Source organism: Christensenella tenuis, from assembly GCF_014287795.1.
GTDB classification, from domain to species: Bacteria; Bacillota; Clostridia; order Christensenellales; family Christensenellaceae; genus Christensenella; species Christensenella tenuis.
Window position 1 is genome coordinate 108,693 of sequence record NZ_JACOON010000004.1, and the last position, 20,240, is coordinate 128,932.

Sequence of the window (20,240 nt, forward strand, 5' to 3'; positions counted from 1 at the left end):
GCTTAATTACACCGGAGCTTTTACCGGCCTTTTTTCATCCAATATATTTTCCGTATTAGCGGCTTCCTTTAATATACGGCACACCGCTTGCCCGGGGCGCCGCCGTTTTTCCTTTCAAGAGCATCAGCACTGCAATCGTCAGAATATAAGGGAGCATTGCGAGGATCTGGGAAGGAATCGCAATTTCCCCTCCGCCCAGAATGACCACCAGCGCCTGTGCAAATCCAAACAGGATGCAGGCGAGCGAAGAGCCAACGGGGTTCCACCTGCCAAAAATGACCGCCGCAAGGGCTATGTAGCCGTGCCCGGAGATCACGATGGGTGTGAAGCTCGATACGACGGCAAGCGACATTGCCGCACCGCCCATCCCCGCCAGCAATCCGGAAACAATAACCGCAAGATAGCGGAAAAGGTATACGTTAATGCCTAAGGTATCTGCCGCAGCAGGATGCTCCCCGATGGCGCGCAGTCGCAGCCCTCCACGCATGCGGTAGAGGTAAAACCATACAAATACCACTAGGCACAACGCAATAATCACTGTGGAATCGAGGCTTATCCCTCCCCCCAGGCTAATCTTAGGCAGCTTGCTTGGCACGGGTAGCGTTTGCGTTGCCCCGTCAAAGAATATTCGTGACAGGAAGAGCGAAAGGCCAAGACCAATCAGGTTCAGGGCAACGCCCGAAATGATCTGGTTGGCGTTAAATTTCACACATGCGATGGCATGCATCAGCGCAAGCAGCCCCCCCGCACCGGCCGCGCACAAAAGCCCGATCCACGGATTTCCGGAAAAATATCCGACGGCTGCTCCGGCAAAGGCGCCGATTACCATCATACCCTCAATTCCAATGTTCGTGATCCCCGAAAGCTCAGAGATGATGCCGCCCAGGGCAGCAAGGATAAGCGGCGTGGCATACATAAGCGTAATACTGATTATAATCCCGATATTATCCATGTTTTTCCGCCTTTCTTTTTCCTGCGGCACAGCCGGCAGTTTTTTTCCTGTTTGCAAGCATAATGAACAGGGAGGAGATTGCTATCATGTAAATGATGACTCCAATGACAATATCCATAATTTCACTGGCCGCACCCACCTCCGATTGAATTGAGGCGCTTCCATAGGTAAGCATCGAATAAAACAGTCCGGAGAAAATGCTGCCAATAGGCGAACATCCACCGATCAGGGCAACGGAAATACCTGCAAAGCCATATCCTTCGTGTGTTGCGAGCTGTGTGACCCGGTGCGGCATTACGCCTGTAATCGTAAGCGCGCCCGCGAGACCTGCAATTGCTGCTGAGATCGCCATGGATAAAATGACATTTTTGTTTACGCTGATCCCCGCAAGCTGCGAGGCATGCTGGTTGATCCCCACCGCGCGCAGCTCATATCCTTTGGTTGTATTTTTGTACAGAAAGTACACCCCTACCGCGATCAGCACCGCAACCAAAATTCCGTAGTTAAAATCGGTCTTGAGGAGTACTTCCGCCATCGGCGAATTGCTGTTTGCCAGTTGCTCCATGCCAGCATCCGAGGTCTTCCACGAATTCAACACTACCGACCATGCTGAAGTGTTCGCTTCGATGGATGCTTCCGTTCCCGGTTTTTTCAACCATTCGGTCGTAATCAAAAAATTGGACAGATACAGCATAATCCAGTTGAGCATAACGCACGAGATAACTTCGTGTACGCCAAATCTTGTTTTCAGCACTCCCACAAATGCTCCAAGGAGGCCCGACATAATCATAGCCATAATGATGACCACCACAAAGTGCAGGCCGGGTGGAAGCTCGAGTTTGCCCCCCACGATTACCGCCGTAAGCGCCCCCATAATGTACTGCCCTTCCCCACCGATATTGAACAGGCCGGATTTAAACGCCACGACAAACGAAATTCCCGTTAAAATAATAGGCGTACTTTTGATAATCACCTGGGCAATATATTTGGGCTTTGAAAATACGCCGCGAAACAGGGCACCATAAGCTTCAAGCGGATTAAAGCCCGCCACGGCAAGCACCACTGCACCCGCAACAAAGCCAATCAGGATTGCAAGCAGGATGCCTGTGGCTGGTTTTTTAATCAATTCACGCATTTTCATCGTTTTTTCCTCCCGCCATGAGTAATCCAATCCTGTTTTCATCTGCATCTTTTGCATCTAGTATATCCGCGAATTTTCCGTTGTAGAGCACCGCAATCCGGTCGGAAAGCTTCAGTACTTCTTCCAGCTCAAGGGAAATTAAAAGTATTGCTTTGCCCTGGTTGCGCTGCCCAACGATTGCTTTATGTACAAATTCAATGGCTCCGACATCCAACCCGCGCGTAGGCTGGACTGCAATCAATAAATCTGGGTCGTTCGATATTGCGCGTGCAATAATCGCTTTTTGCTGGTTTCCGCCGGAAAGAGCACCTGCCCGTGTATCTTCACAATGCTCTGGCCGCACGTCATACTCCCGGATAAGGTCCGTTGCGTTTTTTCGTATCTTTTTTAAATCAAGCAGACCATGCCTCGAGAAGGGAGCACGCCCAATTTTTTCCAGCACCATGTTTTCCGCTACCGTGAATTCAAGCACAAGCCCGCTCTTCTGGCGGTCCTCCGGAATCACGCAAATACCATTCTCAAACATCTCCCGCGGGCTTGTATTGGTGATATTGACACCCTTCATGTGAATGCTGCCTGTCTTTGCTTTCCGCAAAGAGGCAATTGCTTCGAACAGTTCCTGTTGCCCGTTCCCATCGACGCCCGCAATACCGAAGATCTCTCCCGCACGGATTCCAAACGAAATATCGTTAACTTTTGTGATTCCCCGGTCGTCTTCTACGGTGAGTCTGTCTACGCTGAAAATAACCTCTCCGGTTTTCCTGTTTTCTTTTTCAACCGTAAAATGCACTTTACGTCCAACCATAAGCTCCGCAAGCTCATTTTCACTGGTATCCTCAATTTTTACGCTGGCTACATTTTTTCCTTTGCGGATTACCGTGCATTCGTCCGATGATTTCATAATTTCCGCGAGCTTGTGCGTTATAATAACGATTGTTTTCCCATTTTTCACCATGCTGTGCATGATGTCGATCAATTCATCAATTTCCTGTGGTGTCAGCACAGAAGTTGGTTCATCCAGAATCAGGATTTCCGCGCCGCGGTACAGCGCCTTCATAATTTCTACACGCTGCTGCATCCCCACGGTGATATCCTGAATTTTTGCATCGAGGTCAATATTGAAATGATAGGCCTGCGCGAGCCCTTCAATTTTTCGGCGGGCCTTTTTATAATCGATTATGCCGGGTATCTTTGTGGTTTCGTCTCCCAGAATAATATTCTGGAGAACCGTATAGGGTTCTACAAGCATAAAATGCTGATGCACCATGCCGATTCCCAGGTTGATCGCATCTTTCGGCGTGGATATTTCCTGTTCGCTTCCATGCACAAATATCTTACCGCTGTCACAGGTATAAAATCCGTACAGGATGTTCATCAGGGTTGTTTTCCCCGCGCCGTTTTCCCCCAAAATGGAATGGATGGTTCCCGCGCGCACGGCAAGCTCTACCTCTTTCAAGGCGCAGAAATCTCCAAAATATTTCGTGATTCCCTGCATCTTCACCGCGAATTCTGCATTCACATTTTATCCCCCCTTCCAATTTTGGTCCCCGTCGCCTCTTCATACATGGCGATTACGTTTTCCACAGGCGTATCATTCTGGATATAGTGCGTGCTTGCGAGAATAAATCCATTGTCCAGAATCTTTGTAAGCCGCCTTGTTTCCGCGCGGATCTCATCGGGCGTATAGAAAGGAAGTACCTTTTGGATGTCCATCCCTCCGTGGAAGCAGAGTTTTCCGCCGTATTCACGTTTCAAGTCAGAGAGCGTCATTTCTCCGCACATCTGGATCGGGTTCAGGATATCAATTCCCATTTCAACGAGACCGTGCAGGACCTTAGGCTGGTAAATATTCCCGCAGGTATGATAAAGTATCTTTTTTCCATATTTTTTGGCGACACTGTTCATTTGTTCGTGGTAGGGTTTGATAAACTCCCGCCACATCTCTACTGAGATCAGCATACCGCGCTGGCATGCAATGTCGTCATAGCTGAAAATGATGTCGATTTTATCCCCCGCTGCTTCCATCGCCCGCTCAATATAAATGCAGTAAAAATCAGTGATTCGTTGCATGATGTAATGGGGAATTTCCGGTGCAAGTGCCATATCCATCATATATTGCTCGTAACCGCGCAGCGCCCAGGCAAGTTCAAACAATCCGCCCACCATCATTTTTGTGCAATAGATGTCGTGCGCGTCACCGATAAGCGTCGAAAATCCGCTGTAATCATACTCATCCGGGGAAAACCATCTGTGCTGTTCCAGGTCTTCTGTTGTTTTTGCATAAGCAAGCGGAAAACTCGCATATTCATCATAAGAATTGTATTCATTGCTCACAATGCGGCGGTGCGTCCCCATGGGTTCAAAGTAACTGCCATCTTCCAATATGGGCATTTGCGGGCCGATATACTGCGGTCTGTAATCGCGTACATCTATGTGTAGTTTCTCAAGCACTGTGCTTTTATGTTCCGTTCCGAAATATTGTTTCAGTTTATCCCACATTTCCGGTGTCGCCCAAAAATCAAGCGGCGTCCTGTCCGTTTCCCTGTTTTCAATAACAGCCATTACTCTATCTCTCGGTAACATTGTTCCCCTCCCGTCCACAAGGCCGCAAATGACCTGTGCGTCACTTTTCTGTTTTCAGTTGTATCTCTGTTCGGATTCAATTTATTATTTGATGTTACCCTCATTTTCCGGGAAAACATCCTTAAATTCAATGCCATATGTCCTAATCCATTGCTTTTTTCATTCTTTTTTGCGATAATAGCTGCGAGGAGCATCAGTATGGCAGAAAACAGGGATAGAATCAGGCAACTATTTCGGGATTTAGCCAAAGATCCCCCGGAATATGTAATGGATCATGCGGAATATATCCATTTGAAAAAGAACAGTTACCTGTTCGAGCAAGGCGGTCCACTCGACTGTGTCTATTTTCTTTGTTCTGGGAAAATTGGCATTTATAACATTTCTACAGATGGTGCAACCAGCCGTATCGTATATATCGCTCCTGGGGAAATTGTCGGTGAAATGGAAATTTTATGCGGCAAAAATGAAGTGGCTTTCACAGCGAAGGCTTATGAGGTATGCGATATCCTAAAAGTCCATAAACAGGATTTTATTACTTGGATGAAAAGTGATCCTGAATTTATGTACCGGATAACCACCAGTGTCGCACAAAAGCTTTATACGGCCGCTACAGCTATCTGTCAGCACGTCCGTAATGACGCGGTGGGCATTGTAAGCCTATATATTATGGATGCGGTAAAGCCCCAACTTTCTTCCGAACCTATCGCTGTCATTCAGCATACCCGGGCGGATATTGCGGATAACTGCCGGATCAGCGAACGTACGGTAAATCGCAGCATTAAATTTTTAAGCGAACTGGGCCTTATTACCGTTGCGCGTGGAAAGATCACCGTTACGCGCGATCAATATAACTGCCTGACCGAATCAGACAGTATTTTTTCGGAATAAACAAAAAAACGGTTGCTTTTGAGGCAACCGCCCTTTTTCTTGTTCAGAGTCAGCAATTGATATTCGCCTTGCGCGCCTGCCTGCATAGCTTGCGTGCGGCGAGGGTATATTGAAAAAATGCGTGCCGCACTGCCTGAATACCAAAATGTACGGCCTTCCGTGCGCATTGCTCCCGGAAGCGAAGTAGAAGTACCCAGGCATAGTCAGTCAAAGGGCCGCACATTCCGGTTCGCCGCCCGCCGCCACAATCTCTATGCCGTGCAGGTAAGGCCCAATGTTCATCTTTTCAAGCAGCGGCTGGCAAATGATATTTTTGTGCTGTCCCGGCAGCCCCCGGAACAGGGAAAGCCGCCTGTCTGCCCTTTTCTGGTTTTCTACCCATTGCGTTTGGATAGTCCGCCCCAGCCTGTAGGAAGGCATTCCATCAGCCGTTCGGCCGGCTTTGTCAGGAAAAGAATTTTTAGCCGGGCCGCCGCATCATTGCCCAGCATTCTCCGCGCCATTGGTCTGCATCTTTCAATCAAGAATCCGTAGAAAAATAAAGATACACCGTTTGCCCCGGCCCGGCTTCATTTTATAAGTCCCGGCTTTGTTCCGCGCAAGCGGCGCGCCAGGCTGCTTCGCACGCATAATGTTTTCCGTATCCACGCCGCGCTTTCCATCGCCTTTATGAATGCAGCAGAATTTGTATGCGGCAGCCGCGCCACGGCTTCCACATTGCCATGCCCTATTTCCCCGTGGACCCAAAGCCGCCCGCGCCGCGCAAGGTATCTTCCAGTTCCTCCGCTTCACAAAAAGAAACTGCGAGAACCGGCGTGACCACCACCTGCGCAATTCGTTCCCCCGGCTCCACAGTTTGCGGGCTGCCCGAATGGTTCATCAGGGCAATCATCCATTCCCCACGGTAGTCGCTGTCCACAACCCCTACCTTATTTGCGGGGGCAAGTCCCTGCTTTGTTGCAAGGCCGCTGCGCGCATAAATCAGTCCCGCATATCCAACCGGAATCTCCGCGGCAAGGCCCGTGGGAATCATTTTTGTTTCTCCCGGGGCAATCACAACCGCTTCGTCAAGGCAGGCATACAGGTCCGCGCCTGCGGAATATTCCGATCCATAGGTTGGAAGCACCGCTCCGTCCCGTAATTTTTTAACGTTTATGTTTGTCCGCTCCACATGCAAAACCCCCTTGTAAAAAGTGATTTTATTATATCATAAAATAGGTTTTAATGTGTCTTTTTGCCTGAAGCGGAGCAGGAAATATCTTCACCGAAAAGCGTACGTTCAATCCGTTTGTCGGGTGTAAACCACAGCACAAGAGAGAGTGCAATGGAAATGACTACCGCAATCGGGAAGAAAAAACCGATGCCAAGGCCTGTGCCGACAATTACAAAGGTAATCTTGGATTTACGGAAGCCGCACAGCGCGCGGGCAACCTCGGAGTCCGCTCCATTCACCTTCACGAGGGAATGCGCGAGCGCCGCATAACTGATATCCGCGAGCAGTACAACAACACCGTATGTAATTTCGGGCGCCGTATCAAACAGGTGCTCGTCTACCCACGCCGTGACAAACGGAAAAAAGGTTAGGCACAGGATAAACGCCATATTGTGCCACAGCACACGTCCGTTGATCTTTTTCGAAACCTGCAGGAGATGGTGGTGGTTGTTCCAATAGATTGCAAGCGAAACAAAGCTCAGGATATAGATCAGGAATTTAAAACGCATTCCCCATAACGCTGCGAAAGTTGGCTCCATAGGCACTGCAAAATCGAGCACCAGAATGGTCATAATAATTGCGATTACGGCGTCCGTAAACGCCTCAAGCCTTGTTTTAGGCACAGGAATTCCCCCTTGTTTTTGTCTGCAATTCAAATTTACACCTCCGCGCGGTGCTGCAAACAAAAATCCCGGGGCAAATGTCCCGGGTTCAAACTCTCGATACTTTCTAAAAGGGGAAAGTTCCCCTGGTCTATGGTCTATTGGACGGCATATACTGCGCGTCCACCGAATCGCTCCTCCGGCTGTTTTGCCGCCACACGGGCCTGGCGAGCCGTAGCTGTACCCTCAAAAAGGATCTATCTATGTAGCGGCAAAATTTTTCGGCAAGCTCAAACCAGGGCAGTTGCCCCGGAATAGATCACTGCGCCGCTTCATTTACGGCGTCCCGGCAAATAATCGGCGCCCGGCCATCCGGCAAGCTGCGGCAAACATCATTCACCGCACAAATTCTCCGTTTCTTCAATCAGTATTTCAGTCTCGATACAGCTTTCGTTTGCGGACTTTTCGGATAATGAAAAAATCCCGTTTACCCGCCTGCCGTAATGGGCTGGCTTCACCGGAAATGTATCGATGCGGGCAGCCGCTTTCTTTTCGTTCAGGCAATACTCCCTGTTATACGCGAACAGCACCTGGTTGAGGGCGGATACTGCCCGGAAAAGATGCCCCGCCACATAATACAGGTCGCCTTCCTGCGCATGCTCCTTTGCAAGGCTGCATGAAAACCGTGCTTCAAACAGAAAAAAGTCCATCAGCGAATGCCGCAGCCTGTCCGGATAATTTTCCGCCCATTTTTTCAACTGCAGGAAATCGTCATCCCTGCTGTATAGAACGCGCGCCGCAGCCAGCTCCCCGCGGTACATCACGTTAAGGTAGGCATGCGGATGTCCAGTCTGGTAGTTTGCCGATATCATTCCCTGCTCGCACTGGCCAACGCATTTACGTACCCGCCTGGTTTCCCGTAAAATCAGGTCCGTACGGTATCCCTCCGTCATCAGCCATCCACCGCAGTTTACCCAGTCTCCCCACTCGCCCTCCGGGCACACCAGCGCTTCCCGGCGCTCGTCGTCCAGCTTTTGCGCAGCATGGTTCAGTGCCTTGAGGTCAAGCCTGTTTTTGTCATAGTAAATTCCAATATCAATATCCGAACCAGGCCCTGCCGTTCCAGTCGCGCGCGAACCGCCCAGCACAATTCCCTGAATGAACGGCAAGGCAGCCAGTTCCTCCGCGATGGATCCAATTAAGTGTTCTGTCATTGCTTTCCCCTTTTTGTCATTTGCTATTTTTTAAAAAATTCCGCGAACACACCATCCTGTTCGGGGAAATGCGTCACAAAGCCAACGGCAATTTCTCCGCCTGTCATCCCGATGATCTTCCGGGTCATCTCTTCACCGAACGCACCGCACAGCTCGATTGCACCCACGCCATCCTCTTTCAGTTCCATAATTTTTGCGTACGCTTCTTCCGGATTTTTTACGGAATAAATATACGTGGTCTGCTTGCCCGTTTCAAACTGCGCATGGTGCTGCGCGGGGTCATAATGCGCTCCCATCAGCAAAAATGCAAATTTCTTTTTCATGCTTCCTTCCTTTCCACGGGCAGGCGCAACACTGTTCTAAGACGCTTTGGCGCAGTGCGCCGCGGGTCTCCAAGATAGATTTCATGATGCTTGCGCTTTGTTCCCGTCATGTCCTTCAGTCCGTTTTCCTCGATATACCGGTGCAGGGCTTCGACCGTCTCCGCTTCTTTTGAATAAGGTCCAACGTGCATCATCTGTGCGCACAGCCCTTCTTCGAAGGTTTCAAAGCGCGCTCCGGAAATATCCACGTCCGGCTTTTTTCTGCGGCATTCCTCCATCGCCCAGCCGAATACGTCCGGCGTTACAAATTCAGGCTGGCGGATCATGGAAATCCACATCCACTCCCCGCGCCGGTCCGTTTCAAACCGCCCTTTATCGCCATACCAAAGCCCCTCAAGCGGTGGAACCACATATTCAAAATATCCTTCTGGCTGCATGCCGCCCATTTTGCTCATTTTGATCGTAAAGGAAAGCGCATACAGCGCCCTCACGGCATTCTGGTATTCCACGTCTTCCGGCGCGCCCTTTCCATCCACCATAATAAAATGGATGGGCGGCACCTCGACCAGCATGGGTTTTGCCTTCGGCAGGTATAAATCCTTATATTCCTTTTTATAATCCAGCTTATCCGCCATCCACATGTCCCCGCTTTCCTATAGTATAGTTGTAAACGAAAACAGAGAGAAAAGCAATAGCATTCCCCAATTAAAAACGCGGGGGAACGTCCGGTCCCTAAAAAGGAAAACAAGAGATTTTTCATTCATTTATTGCACCGAAGCTCCGTTTGCTGTAAGATAAAGATGCACCTGTGATAAAATGGACAAGCGGCGGCAAATATCCGGTGTTGCCCCGGTTTGCAGGGCGCATTCTGGGAAAGGGCAGGGTTTATAAATTGGCGTGAATTGCGGCCGGTACGCAGAAGGAAACGCGTTTTATGCCCTCTTTCATAAATTAAAAAACTTGAATGAATGGAGGATCAATATGTACTGCACAAGAAAAGTAACGGATGATTTGATATGGGTTGGCGCAGACGACCGCAGGCTCGCCATGTTTGAGGGGGTCTACTCCGTACCGGACGGCGTATCCTATAACTCCTACCTGCTTACGGATGAAAAGACGGTCTTGTTTGATACGGTAGACAAAGCCGTTGCCAAAACTTTTTTTGAAAATCTGGAACATGCGCTTTCCGGAAGGAAGCTGGATTACCTCGTAGTCCAGCACATGGAGCCAGACCATTCCGCAACGATCGACGAGCTCTTGCTGCGTCATCCGGAAACAACGATTATCTGCAACGATAAAATCAAAAAAATGATCGGCCAGTTTTTCAGTACCGGCCTTGAAAGCAAGACACAGACCGTAAAGGAAGGCGATACACTCGAAACGGGCCGCCACAATTTGACGTTCGTGATGGCGCCGATGGTCCACTGGCCGGAAGTCATGGTCACTTATGATTCCACGGATAAAATTCTTTTTTCCGCCGACGCGTTCGGTACGTTCGGCGCGCTCAACGGTGCGCTCTTTGCGGACGAAGTGGATTTTGCACGGGATTTCATGGACGAGGCGCGCCGGTACTATACAAACATCGTCGGTAAATACGGTACGCAGGTGCAGGCCCTCCTAAAAAAAGCATCTTCGCTTGATATCGAGATGATCTGCCCCCTCCACGGCTTTGTGTGGCGGAGCAACCTCGGGGACTATATTGATAAATATGCACGGTGGAGCGCTTACACGCCGGAAGATACCGGTGTAATGATCGCTTATGCGTCCGTTTACGGAAATACGGAAAATGCGGCGAATATCCTTGCATGCCTCCTGCGTGACCGGGGAATTAAGACAGTTATGTTCGACGTTTCGGTTATTCCCGCTTCCGAAGTGGTCGCGGCTTCCTTCCGCTGGAGCCACCTCGTGTTTGCGTCCACCACGTATAACGCGGGAATCTTTGTAACGATGGACGAACTGTTGCGCGACCTTGCCTCGCACAACCTGCAGAACAGGACGGTTGCGTTTATCCAGAACGGATCATGGGCGCCGACCAGCGGCAAGCTGATGCGCGAAATCATCGAACCGCTCAAAAATATGACTATTCTCGATGAAACCGTCAATATCGCTTCGTCCCTCAAACCGGAGCAAGGCGCGGATATGGAGAAACTGGCGGATGCAATTGCCGCTTCCATGCCGCACTTCGAGGCCGCGGGGGGCCCGAAAAACGCGTCCGTTGATATAGACGCGCTGTTCAAGTTGAGCTACGGGTTGTTCGTGGTGAGCGCGCAGGACGAAAGCGGGCGTGATAACGGCTGCATCACCAACACCGTCATGCAGATCACCGATGCGCCGAACCGCATTGTAATCGGCATAAACAAGGCCAACTGTACGCACGATATGATCCTTAAAACCGGGAAATTTACCGTGTCCGTGCTGACGGAGGACGCTCCGTTTAAGCTGTTCCAGCATTTTGGCTTCAAGAGCGGCAGGGATGTGGATAAATTCCAGGAGTTCAAGCATATGGACCGTTGCGCAAACGGGCTGTATTATCTTTCCAAGTATTCCAATGCAGTGATCTCCGGCAACGTAATTTCCACGCAGGATTGCGGTACGCATACGCTGTTCGTTGCGGATGTAACGGAAGCGCGCGTTCTTTCAGACACGCCGTCGGTGACGTATGAATACTATTTCGAGCATATCAAGCCCAAGCCTCCTGTAACGTCGGGCGTCGAGAAGGGCTTTGTGTGCAAAATGTGCGGTTATGTTTACGAGGGGGATGCTCTCCCGGCAGATTTCATCTGCCCGTTGTGCAAACACGGCGCAGACGCGTTCGAACCGTTGAAATAACTCCCGGCAGATTGACAGAAAAAAAGCGGTGTGCTAGGATAGAGTTGTATTCAAAGGCGAATCCATGGGGTTCGCCTTTCTTTTTGAAACAAAACAAAGGAGTTTACAGTAAATGGAGAAAGTAACGAAATATAAGGCGGCGGCCTGCCAGATTGCTCCCGTCTTCCTTGACCGGGACGCAACGGTGGAAAAGGTATGCGGATTTATTGGCGAAGCAGCCTCAAACGGCGCGAAGGTGATCGCGTTTCCCGAGGCCCTGATTCCCGGATATCCCTGGTGGATCTGGCTGGGGGACCCTTTTGTGTACGGAATGAAATTTTACCGGCAGCTGTATGACAACGCTGTCGAGATTCCGGGAAAATCTGTACGGAAATTGAGCAGGTGCGCAAGGAAAAATGACGTGTATGTCTGCGTTTCCGTGACCGAAAAGGACGGAGGATCGCTTTATCTTACACAGCTTTGGTTCTCCCCCTCCGGTGACCTGATCGGCAAGCACCGCAAGCTGAAAGCAACGGGCGCGGAAAAAACCATCTGGGGGGACGGCGACGGCAGCATGATGCCTGTTTTCGAAACCGAATACGGAAATCTTGGCGGCTTGCAGTGCTGGGAACATATGCTCCCGCTCAATATCGCGGCAATGGGCTCGATGAACGAACAGGTCCATGTTTCCTCCTGGCCCGCTTTCCTGCCCCAGCCGGATGCGCTGTTCCGGCAGGAGCCGTGTGAAACCTGCGCAAAATATTATACGGTTGCAAACCAGACCTTCACGTTGATGGCCTCGCAGATTTATACGCAGGAAATGCAGGATATGCTTTGCGAAAACGATACCCAGCGAATGATCCTTGCCGTGGGCGGCGGATGCACAAAAATTTTCGCTCCTTCCCTACAGGTAATCAGCGGGGAAATCCCGGCCGATGAAGAAGGAATTGCCTATGCGGATATCGACCTTTCCCTGATTCCGGTTGGAAAATACCTGGTCGATCCGGCCGGGCATTATTCAACGCCCGGTTTTCTGCGCCTGACATTTGACCGTTCAGAACATTTCCCCGTGATGGTTCAGGGGGAGGCGGCCTGCCATTTTATTGGTTATGACCAGCTCCAGGCCTCCGCGGAATGCCCCTGCGGAACAAGATAGCAACACAAAAAAAGGCCCTGCTTAAAGCAGAGCCTTTTTACTTTGCTTATTTTGCAAACGGGTTTTCCGTCGGATACAGCATACCCTTTGGCTGGTTGAACGCGATGTCTTCCACACCAAGATAGCTGAAGATGCTGAAAAGCGCCTTGCCCACATGGCCGAACGCAACCGCGCCATGGTGCGGATAATTTTTCTGAATCAGCACGTGGCGGTAGAAACGGCCCATCTCCGGAATAGCGAAAATGCCGATGCCGCCGAACGAACGCGTCGCAACCGGAAGCACTTCGCCCTGCGCGATATAACTCCTGAGCGTACCGTCCGCCGCGCTTTGCAGGCGGAAGAAGGTAATCTGTCCCGCGGCGATGTCGCCTTCGAGCGTACCGCGCGTGAAATCCGGCTCTCCGCCGTTTTCAAGCAGGCGGTTCTGGATCAGCTGGTATTTCACCGCCGCGCCCTTCGCAAGCTTGCAGAACGGCGTGTTACCGCAGTGGAAGCCCATAAACGTATCTTCCAGCGTATAATCGAATTTGCCCTTGATGTCCTCTTCATAAATATCACGCGGAACGGAGTTGTTGATGTCAAGCAGCGTCACCGCGTCGCCTGTGATGCACGCGCCGATATATTCGGAAAGCGCGCCGTAGATATCCACTTCGCACGCCACCGGAATGCCCCTCGAAGCAAGGCGGCTATTCACATAGCAAGGCTCGAAGCCGAATTCCGACGGGAAGGCCGGCCAGCATTTGTCCGCAAACGCCACATATTTGCGCGCGCCTTTGTTTTGTTCCGCCCAGTCGAGCAGCGTCAGTTCAAACTGCGCCATGCGGGGCAGCAGGTCCGGATACTGGTTTCCTTCCATGCCAAGCTCGTTTGCCATATCCGCCACAACGTCCGCGATGCGCGGGTCATCTTTATGCGCACGGTACGCCACCAACAGGTCAAGTTCAGAGTTTTCCTGCACCTCCACGCCGAGGTCATACAGCGGCTTGATAGGCGCGTTGCAGGCAAAGAAGTCCTGCGGGCGCGGCCCGAACGTAATAATTTTGAGGTTCGCAAGGCCAATCAGCACACGTGCCACGGGAACAAAATCCGCGATCATATCCGCAACTTCTTCCGCCGTGCCCACCGGGTATTCCGGGATATACGCCTTGAGGTTCCTCAGGCCGAGATTGTACGAGCAGTTCAGCATGCCGCAGTATGCGTCGCCGCGTCCGTTAATCAGGTCTTTTCCCGTTTCTTCGGCAGCCGCCGCATACATCACCGGGCCGTCGAAATATTTCGCAATCAGCGTTTCCGGCGTTTCCGGGCCGAAGTTTCCAAGGAATACGAGCAGCGCGTTGCAGCCTGCCGCCTTCACTTCCTCTACGGCTTTCAGCATGTCGGTTTCGTTTTCCACCGTTGTCTTCGCTTCAAAAAGGTCGATACCTTTCTTTCCGCACGCCTCTTTTACCGCGGCGCGGCGGCGTTCGGACAGCGAAATCACGAAGCAGTCGCGGCTGACCGCGATTACGCCAAGTTTTACTTCAGGAATGTTGTTACCCATATTCTTTGACCTCCAAATATTTTTTTACTGTTTTGTTTATATTGTGATATTTTCACCCGTAAGGCCAATAAACGCGCCATCCTTGTCAAGTCCGCTTTCCGGATGGGCAATCAGCCATTTGTTCTGCGCAAAGAGCAACGCGTCTTCCCCCTCTTTTGCAGGGGTGAACGTCAGCGGTTCATTCGTTCCCTTCGGCAGCACCACCACTACGCGGAATTTCCCGCCGGAACTGATGGGCGCATAATGCAGGGTTGTCGCATATACTTCCACTGCCGTACCCGCGGGTACGAGGAATGCCTCCATTTTTGCCGTGTCGTATTCGAAGCTGTCCGGGTCGATATCCTGCTGCATACCGATCAAAAGGATCATATCCGTGCACGCAACGTTGATCTCGCTCGAACGGTGGTATTCCACTGCATTAAGCGTGTGGTTATCCCCATTGCAATAGCCGATCTGGATGGGCAGGCCGCCATAAGCGGAATCCCTCAGCGCCGCAAAAACGTCAAGCGCCTCAAGCTCCGGAATGCTCGGCTCATACACTACGCCGTCCGGCGTGGGCGTAGCTTCCATCGCCTTCATAAGCCCTGTAAAATCAATCCCCTCGACGACCCTTCCGTATTTGCGGAAAGCCGGGGATGTAACCGCTTGAATTTCCATCGTGATTCCCCCCTTGGATTCTTAAATGACTTTGATAAAATTCCGTCTTTGTGCACGAGCACATATTAATTACTTTTAGCATACCATTGCATTTTGCTTCCGTCAATGCTTTTTTCTTTATTTTTAAAGGCTGTTGACAGGGACCGGGCAAGGGATTATGATAAAATCATACAACATGTGCTCGTGCACATAAAACTTGTATTTTGGATTTGGTGTAAATCATGGCGACGATCAAACAGATTTCCGAACTGAGCGGCGTTTCCCGTGGAACGGTGGACCGCGTCCTCAATGGGCGCGGGCATGTTTCGCCGGAAAAGGAACGGCTGGTACGCAGCATTGCCGAGCAGGTAGGCTATACGCCAAACCGCGCGGGCAAAGCGCTGGCCGCACGTAAAAAATCATACAGCATCTGCGTGCTTTTGGCCAGTGAAGGCAATCCTTTCTTCAGCGAGGTAATCCGCGGCGTACGCGAGGCCGAGCGCGAGCTTCACGATTATGGCGTGAAGGTGGTGCTGCGCACCCTCAAGGGCTACGATGTTTCCGCACAGGTTTCCGCAATGGAAGAACTGGGCAAGGATGCCAGCGCGCTTATCCTAAATCCCATTAACGATCCTGCCGTTGCAGAAAAAATCAACGCCCTTTCTGACCGTGGTGTGCAAGTGTATACGGTCAATACGGATATTGGGGATTGCCGCCGCCTGTGTTATGTGGGCAGCGATTATTTTGAGGGTGGCCGTATTGCCTGCGGCATGCTCGGGCTGCTTACGGGCGGCGTTGCAAACGTGGGCATTCTGACAGGCTCGGTGCATATCCTCGGGCATAAACAACGTATCGACGGTTTTTTGGATGTCATGTATAGTAAATACCCCCGCTTCCGTTTTTTATCCATCATGGAGACCGAGGACGATGATATGATCGGCTTCGAAAGCACGCGCAAAATGCTGACGGATTTTCCCGAAATTGATACGATTTTCCTTGCCGCCGCAGGCGTATATGGCGCGTGCCGTGCAGTGCAGTCATTCCTGCCCGGGCGCAAGCTGCACATCGTTTCTTTTGACCATATCCCACAAACGGGGGAATTGATGCAGGCGGGTCTGATCCACGCGACAATCTGCCAACAGCCGTTTGCCCAGGGGTATGAAGCGGTGAAGCTTGCGTTCAATTCTCTGATGAGCGGCGCTCCTCCCCAGGAACAGCAATATATTGTAAAAAATGAAATTCGTATTTTAGAAAACCTGTAACCGCAAAAGGCCGCCGAAAGGCGGCCTTTTGGATTCCTGTTTCCATGCGCTGGGCCCGCGCGAAAATACTCATATTCGCCCCGGCAAGCCATCGAATGTAAAAAACATCTTGACATGCTATCGGCCACCGATATATAATTCATATATCGGCAACCAATATATTAGGAGGATAGAATGATGCCTGTTGACAGAAGCTTACTGACCGGAAGCACTACGTTGCTTGTCTTAAAGTTATTGGAAAACAAGGATATGTACGGATATGAAATGATCGAACAGCTTGGGAAACGTTCCCAAAATGTGTTCGCCCTCAAGGCGGGAACCCTCTATCCCCTGTTGCACGGCCTTGAAAAAAAGGGTATGGTGCAGTCTTACGACAGGGAAGCGGGAGGACGGACGCGCAAATACTACAAACTCACAAACGGCGGACGCAAATTGCTCGCGGAAAAGCGGAAAGAGTGGGATATCTTTTCCTCCGCGGTGGCGAGCGTATTGAAAGGCGGTGCTCATTGTGAACAAACCTGACGGCGTCACCGCCTATATCAAAACTGTCTGCGAACAAATCCGGTGGAAAAAAGCCCGTCCCGCGGTTGCGGACGAACTGGAAACGCATATCCTCGACCAGCGCGACGCGCTGATCCTCGCGGGAATAGAACCCGGCGCGGCCACAAGCGCCGCCATTGCCGAAATGGGGGACGCTGTGACGGTCGGGACGATGCTCGACCATTCCTACCGCCCGCGCATCGGCTGGAAAACGCTTGTGTGTATGCTGGCGGTCATCATGTGCAGCTGTTTGCTCCCGGTTCTGCTTTATCGATCATCAGAATTTGCCAACCTGGCCTATTTTGTGTCAGTCGGTTTATGCGTGGCCATTGCCCTGCCCTTCCTGTTTATCGACTTCACTTCGTATGCCAAAATACCGGTGATTTTGCTTTCTGTGCTCATTGCCTGTATCGCGCTGGCGGGTGCGGGCGTAAGCATCTTCTGGAGAACGGAGACCGTCGCGGCATACCTGCTGCCCTTCGCCTTCCTGCTGATGCTTTTCCATATGCGTGGCGGAGGATTCCGTAAATTCCTGCGCTGCTGCTTGTTATTTATCATCCTGCCCAGTATTGGATACGTCCTGTTTTTTTATTTTCGGTATTACGGATATCTTTCCCCCCGCGCGTGGCTCCTGCTCTCCATCAACCAGTCGTTCATCATATTTGTCCTGAGCTGCGCGGCGATGATGGCCATTTGCGTGTGCTGCGGCTTTTTCGCGGTCAATAAAAAGAAAGCGCTGCTTACGCTTCTCATTCCCACGGCAGCCTTTACGGTTCTGTTTCTGCTCTATTCCGCCGAAGCACAATTATACGAATCCCAAGCCGGATTTTCCCAGATGAATCTCATACGGGAAACGCTGGAAAACGCCGTATTGTTCGGGCAGGGGCATATAGTCGCCGAGGTTTCCACAAATGAGGTCACACGGCTCATCTTCCGGATCGGCTGGCTGCCGTTCTTTGGCATACTGGCCGCGGGAGCGGGCGTTTACCTGTACCTGCTGAAACAATGTCTCCGCCAGCGGAGCATGCTTGGGCGTTCCCTTTCCCTCATGGGGTGGGCGGCGCTCGTAATTCCGACTGTGCTCGGCACGGCAAGCGCGGCGGGCGTGCTTCCGAACGCCTATTCCGTCATTCCCTTTTTATCCATCGACTCGTCTATTTATGCAAGCATGGTGCTCGGCCTGCTGTGCAACATCTTCCGCACCGGGGACGTGGTACGCGACCGGATGGTGCACGCGGTCGCCTGATTTGGTTCTGCAAACGGAAAATGCCGTCCCCCTGTGCAGGGGACGGCATTTTTGCGGTGCTGTCTTTCTGTCAGAACGACGTCCAGCCGCCGTCCGTGGCGACGATACTGCCCGTCATGTGCGTCGCGTCGTCCGAGGCAAGGAACAAAATAGACGCCGCCTGCTCCTCCGCGGCCGCGTCCCGCTTGAGCATGGATTCCGTCTTTTGTCCCGCCATGGACTGCGCCTCCTCCGGGCTCATGCCCGCCGCCTGCGCTTCCTTTTGTTTTTCCATCACAAACGCATATGCCTCTTCCACCATTGGCGTTGCCGTGCCTGCCGGGTTCACCGAATTGACGCGGATTCCGTAACGTGCATAATCGAGCGCCAAATTTTTGGTCAGGCCGTTCACGGCATGCTTGGACGCCACATAGGCAGGATTCCCCGGGAGTCCCGTCATGCCTGCGATGGACGCGTTGTTCACGATCACCCCGCCGTCTTCCTGCGCCATGAACTGCCGAAGCTCATATTTGCAGCAGAAAAAAGCGGAATAAAAATTATTGGCCATCGTATACTCCATCTTTTCCCTCGCAAGCTCGGCGGCCGGGGCCGGCTCTCCCATCACGCCCGCATTGTTGATGGCAATATCCAGCCTGCCAAACCGCCGCACGCATTCCTCCACCATCTTTTCGGCATTTTCTTCGCAGGAGAGGTCAAGCGGGAGGAAGACAGCCGTATCGGTTATCCGCCCGACGTCCGCAAGCGTCTTTTTTCCCTCTTCTTCCAACCGGTCCGCAAGCACCAGTTTCGCGCCTTCCGCTGCCGCGCGCAGGGCGGTTGCCGCGCCAATGCCGCGCGCCGCTCCGGTAATAATCATTACTTTACCTGCAAACCGTTCCGGGAATATCTGTTTCATCATACACCTCCAGTTTTTATATCAAGTATATCATATGTAATCGAGACCTACCCGCCAGGCGCAAAAAAGCTCCCAAAGGCAGGCGCACACGCACAGCTTCCTCACAGGCCGAGCGCCCCGAACAGGAGCAGCCCTATGCCGCCCGAAACGAGCATGACGAGCATCGGGCTCCACTTCCATTTGCGCAGCAAAACCAGCATGCCCGCAAAGATCCCCGCCGTAGCAAGGCTCATCTGCGTGCTCTCCCCAAATTCGGAGGAACCTGTGAGCGCAATCATCAGGATGGTGCACGCGGAAGCGGCGATCAGCCCGACCGATGTGGCGCGCAGCCCGGCAAGCACGTCTGTCACGCCCTGGATGCCGCTGTACCTGCGGAACAGGTAATAGAGGATCGTCGCCATCAGCACGCCCGAAATCACGCACCCGACCGTAGCCACCACCGCCCCGGGCAGGCCCGCGATACGCGTGCCTACGAAGGTAGACGTGTTGACCGCAATGGGGCCGGGCGTCATCTGCGAAATAGTCAGGATATCCGTCAGCTCGCCATACGTCAGCCAGTGCTGCGTTTCCACAATATATTCCTGGATCAGCGGAATGGTGGCATAGCCCCCGCCAAAACTGAATAATCCTACCTGAAGGAAATTCACAAAAAGGTTAAACAGCAGTTCCATCGCGTTTCCTCCTTCTTGAGATAAGGCCCACGGCAAAGGATACCGCCGCGCTCCCCGCGATCACGAACACCACATTGGCCTGCAAAAAAAATACGAGCACAAAAGATGCGGGCAGCAGGATATTTAACAGGCGGTTCTTTTCCTGGAAGACCGCGCGCCCCATATCGAGCACCACATCCACAACCAGCGCACACACGCCCGCTTCCATCCCCCGGAGGACCGCGCGGACGATCTGGTTTTCACTGAACGCGGCATAGAAAAATGAGATTGCCGTCAGGATGATGAGCGGGGGGATGACCGCGCCCACGCAGCCGATCAGAACGCCTTTTTTGCCCGCCACGCGGTAGCCCGTAACCGCCGCGAGGTTGACCGCAATGGCCCCGGGGGAAGACTGCGCGCACGCCGCGAGGTCCATCAATTCCTTTTCATCGAACAGGCCTTTTTTCTGTACATAATATTTCCGAATCATGGGTACGACGACATAACCGCCCCCAAAGGTAAAAGCGCTGATAAACAGGTTGATTCCAAACAGCCATAAAAGCGATACTTTCTTTTGTTCCATACCTCTAT

The 20,240-nt window shown here is 51.9% G+C and carries 21 protein-coding genes; 6 read left to right on the plus strand and 15 right to left on the minus strand.

The features are described 5' to 3' along the window. Positions 1-55: 55 nt before the first annotated feature. Genes H8S18_RS08160 through H8S18_RS08175 form a run of 4 tightly spaced genes read right to left on the minus strand, consistent with a single transcriptional unit; the run spans position 56 to position 4,676 of the window. A complete protein-coding gene (locus H8S18_RS08160) occupies positions 56-952 on the minus strand; it encodes an ABC transporter permease (protein WP_186857821.1) in 897 nt (298 codons plus the stop codon). Continuing rightward, positions 945-2,093, minus strand: a complete 1,149-nt coding sequence (locus tag H8S18_RS08165) for an ABC transporter permease (protein ID WP_186857822.1) — start codon at positions 2,091-2,093, stop codon at positions 945-947. Before H8S18_RS08165 ends, H8S18_RS08160 begins: the two co-directional genes overlap by 8 nt. Then, the gene (locus H8S18_RS08170; protein WP_330598752.1) at positions 2,080-3,612 is read right to left on the minus strand and encodes an ABC transporter ATP-binding protein; all 1,533 of its coding nucleotides are present in this window, start codon (positions 3,610-3,612) and stop codon (positions 2,080-2,082) included. The genes H8S18_RS08165 and H8S18_RS08170 overlap by 14 nt, the downstream gene beginning before the upstream one ends. After that, the gene (locus H8S18_RS08175) at positions 3,609-4,676 is read right to left on the minus strand and encodes a uroporphyrinogen decarboxylase family protein (RefSeq protein ID WP_186857823.1); all 1,068 of its coding nucleotides are present in this window, start codon (positions 4,674-4,676) and stop codon (positions 3,609-3,611) included. Before H8S18_RS08175 ends, H8S18_RS08170 begins: the two co-directional genes overlap by 4 nt. Positions 4,677-4,874: 198 nt before the next feature. Between H8S18_RS08175 and H8S18_RS08180 the strand changes: the two genes are divergently transcribed. Beyond that, positions 4,875-5,564 (plus strand): Crp/Fnr family transcriptional regulator, encoded by a 690-nt coding sequence (locus H8S18_RS08180; RefSeq protein ID WP_186857824.1) that lies wholly within the window; start codon positions 4,875-4,877, stop codon positions 5,562-5,564. Positions 5,565-5,771: 207 nt separating this feature from the next. Here the strand turns inward: H8S18_RS08180 and H8S18_RS14665 are convergent, their stop codons facing one another. The 6 genes from H8S18_RS14665 to H8S18_RS08210 form a co-directional block, all read right to left on the minus strand. After that, a complete protein-coding gene (locus tag H8S18_RS14665) occupies positions 5,772-5,984 on the minus strand; it encodes a hypothetical protein (protein WP_243165108.1) in 213 nt (70 codons plus the stop codon). A gap of 307 nt (positions 5,985-6,291) precedes the next feature. Further along, positions 6,292-6,735 carry a dUTP diphosphatase gene (gene dut / locus H8S18_RS08190; RefSeq protein WP_186857825.1) on the minus strand — a complete coding sequence of 148 codons (444 nt, stop codon included), beginning with the start codon at positions 6,733-6,735 and terminating at the stop codon, positions 6,292-6,294. 50 nt (positions 6,736-6,785) lie between these two features. Continuing rightward, positions 6,786-7,400 (minus strand): TMEM175 family protein, encoded by a 615-nt coding sequence (locus H8S18_RS08195; protein ID WP_186857826.1) that lies wholly within the window; start codon positions 7,398-7,400, stop codon positions 6,786-6,788. A gap of 371 nt (positions 7,401-7,771) precedes the next feature. Continuing rightward, entirely contained in the window at positions 7,772-8,593 is an 822-nt protein-coding gene (locus H8S18_RS08200) for a nucleotidyltransferase domain-containing protein (RefSeq protein WP_186857827.1), read from the minus strand. Between the two features lie 23 nt (positions 8,594-8,616). Further along, the gene (locus H8S18_RS08205) at positions 8,617-8,916 is read right to left on the minus strand and encodes a DUF6506 family protein (RefSeq protein ID WP_186857828.1); all 300 of its coding nucleotides are present in this window, start codon (positions 8,914-8,916) and stop codon (positions 8,617-8,619) included. Continuing rightward, positions 8,913-9,551: a GyrI-like domain-containing protein gene (locus H8S18_RS08210; protein ID WP_186857829.1), complete on the minus strand. Its 639-nt coding sequence runs from the start codon at positions 9,549-9,551 to the stop codon at positions 8,913-8,915. The genes H8S18_RS08205 and H8S18_RS08210 overlap by 4 nt, the downstream gene beginning before the upstream one ends. 346 nt (positions 9,552-9,897) lie before the next feature. Between H8S18_RS08210 and H8S18_RS08215 the strand changes: the two genes are divergently transcribed. Beyond that, positions 9,898-11,745 (plus strand): flavin reductase, encoded by a 1,848-nt coding sequence (locus tag H8S18_RS08215; protein WP_186857830.1) that lies wholly within the window; start codon positions 9,898-9,900, stop codon positions 11,743-11,745. 112 nt (positions 11,746-11,857) lie between these two features. After that, positions 11,858-12,880: a carbon-nitrogen hydrolase family protein gene (locus tag H8S18_RS08220; protein ID WP_186857831.1), complete on the plus strand. Its 1,023-nt coding sequence runs from the start codon at positions 11,858-11,860 to the stop codon at positions 12,878-12,880. Between the two features lie 46 nt (positions 12,881-12,926). Here H8S18_RS08220 and H8S18_RS08225 read toward each other — a convergent pair whose 3' ends face one another. Continuing rightward, positions 12,927-14,420 (minus strand): L-fucose/L-arabinose isomerase family protein, encoded by a 1,494-nt coding sequence (locus tag H8S18_RS08225; RefSeq protein WP_186857832.1) that lies wholly within the window; start codon positions 14,418-14,420, stop codon positions 12,927-12,929. 36 nt (positions 14,421-14,456) lie between these two features. Then, entirely contained in the window at positions 14,457-15,077 is a 621-nt protein-coding gene (locus H8S18_RS08230) for a DUF4867 family protein (RefSeq protein ID WP_186857833.1), read from the minus strand. Positions 15,078-15,298: 221 nt separating this feature from the next. Here H8S18_RS08230 and H8S18_RS08235 point away from each other — a divergent pair, with 221 nt between their 5' ends. The 3 genes from H8S18_RS08235 to H8S18_RS08245 all read left to right on the plus strand — a co-directional run bounded on the left by H8S18_RS08235 (position 15,299) and on the right by H8S18_RS08245 (position 18,104). Beyond that, positions 15,299-16,318, plus strand: coding sequence for a LacI family DNA-binding transcriptional regulator (locus H8S18_RS08235; RefSeq protein ID WP_207721712.1), 1,020 nt, complete (start codon positions 15,299-15,301; stop codon positions 16,316-16,318). 177 nt (positions 16,319-16,495) lie between these two features. Next, a complete protein-coding gene (locus H8S18_RS08240; protein WP_186858069.1) occupies positions 16,496-16,840 on the plus strand; it encodes a PadR family transcriptional regulator in 345 nt (114 codons plus the stop codon). Next, positions 16,827-18,104: a permease prefix domain 1-containing protein gene (locus H8S18_RS08245; RefSeq protein ID WP_186857834.1), complete on the plus strand. Its 1,278-nt coding sequence runs from the start codon at positions 16,827-16,829 to the stop codon at positions 18,102-18,104. The genes H8S18_RS08240 and H8S18_RS08245 overlap by 14 nt, the downstream gene beginning before the upstream one ends. 70 nt (positions 18,105-18,174) lie before the next feature. Here H8S18_RS08245 and H8S18_RS08250 read toward each other — a convergent pair whose 3' ends face one another. From H8S18_RS08250 to H8S18_RS08260, 3 genes are all read right to left on the minus strand, one after another. Beyond that, the gene (locus H8S18_RS08250; RefSeq protein WP_186857835.1) at positions 18,175-18,999 is read right to left on the minus strand and encodes an SDR family NAD(P)-dependent oxidoreductase; all 825 of its coding nucleotides are present in this window, start codon (positions 18,997-18,999) and stop codon (positions 18,175-18,177) included. 101 nt (positions 19,000-19,100) lie between these two features. Further along, on the minus strand, positions 19,101-19,670 hold the full coding sequence (locus tag H8S18_RS08255; RefSeq protein WP_186857836.1) for a chromate transporter: 570 nt from the start codon (positions 19,668-19,670) through the stop codon (positions 19,101-19,103). Continuing rightward, positions 19,654-20,232, minus strand: coding sequence for a chromate transporter (locus H8S18_RS08260; RefSeq protein WP_186857837.1), 579 nt, complete (start codon positions 20,230-20,232; stop codon positions 19,654-19,656). The genes H8S18_RS08255 and H8S18_RS08260 overlap by 17 nt, the downstream gene beginning before the upstream one ends. Positions 20,233-20,240 lie beyond the last annotated feature (8 nt).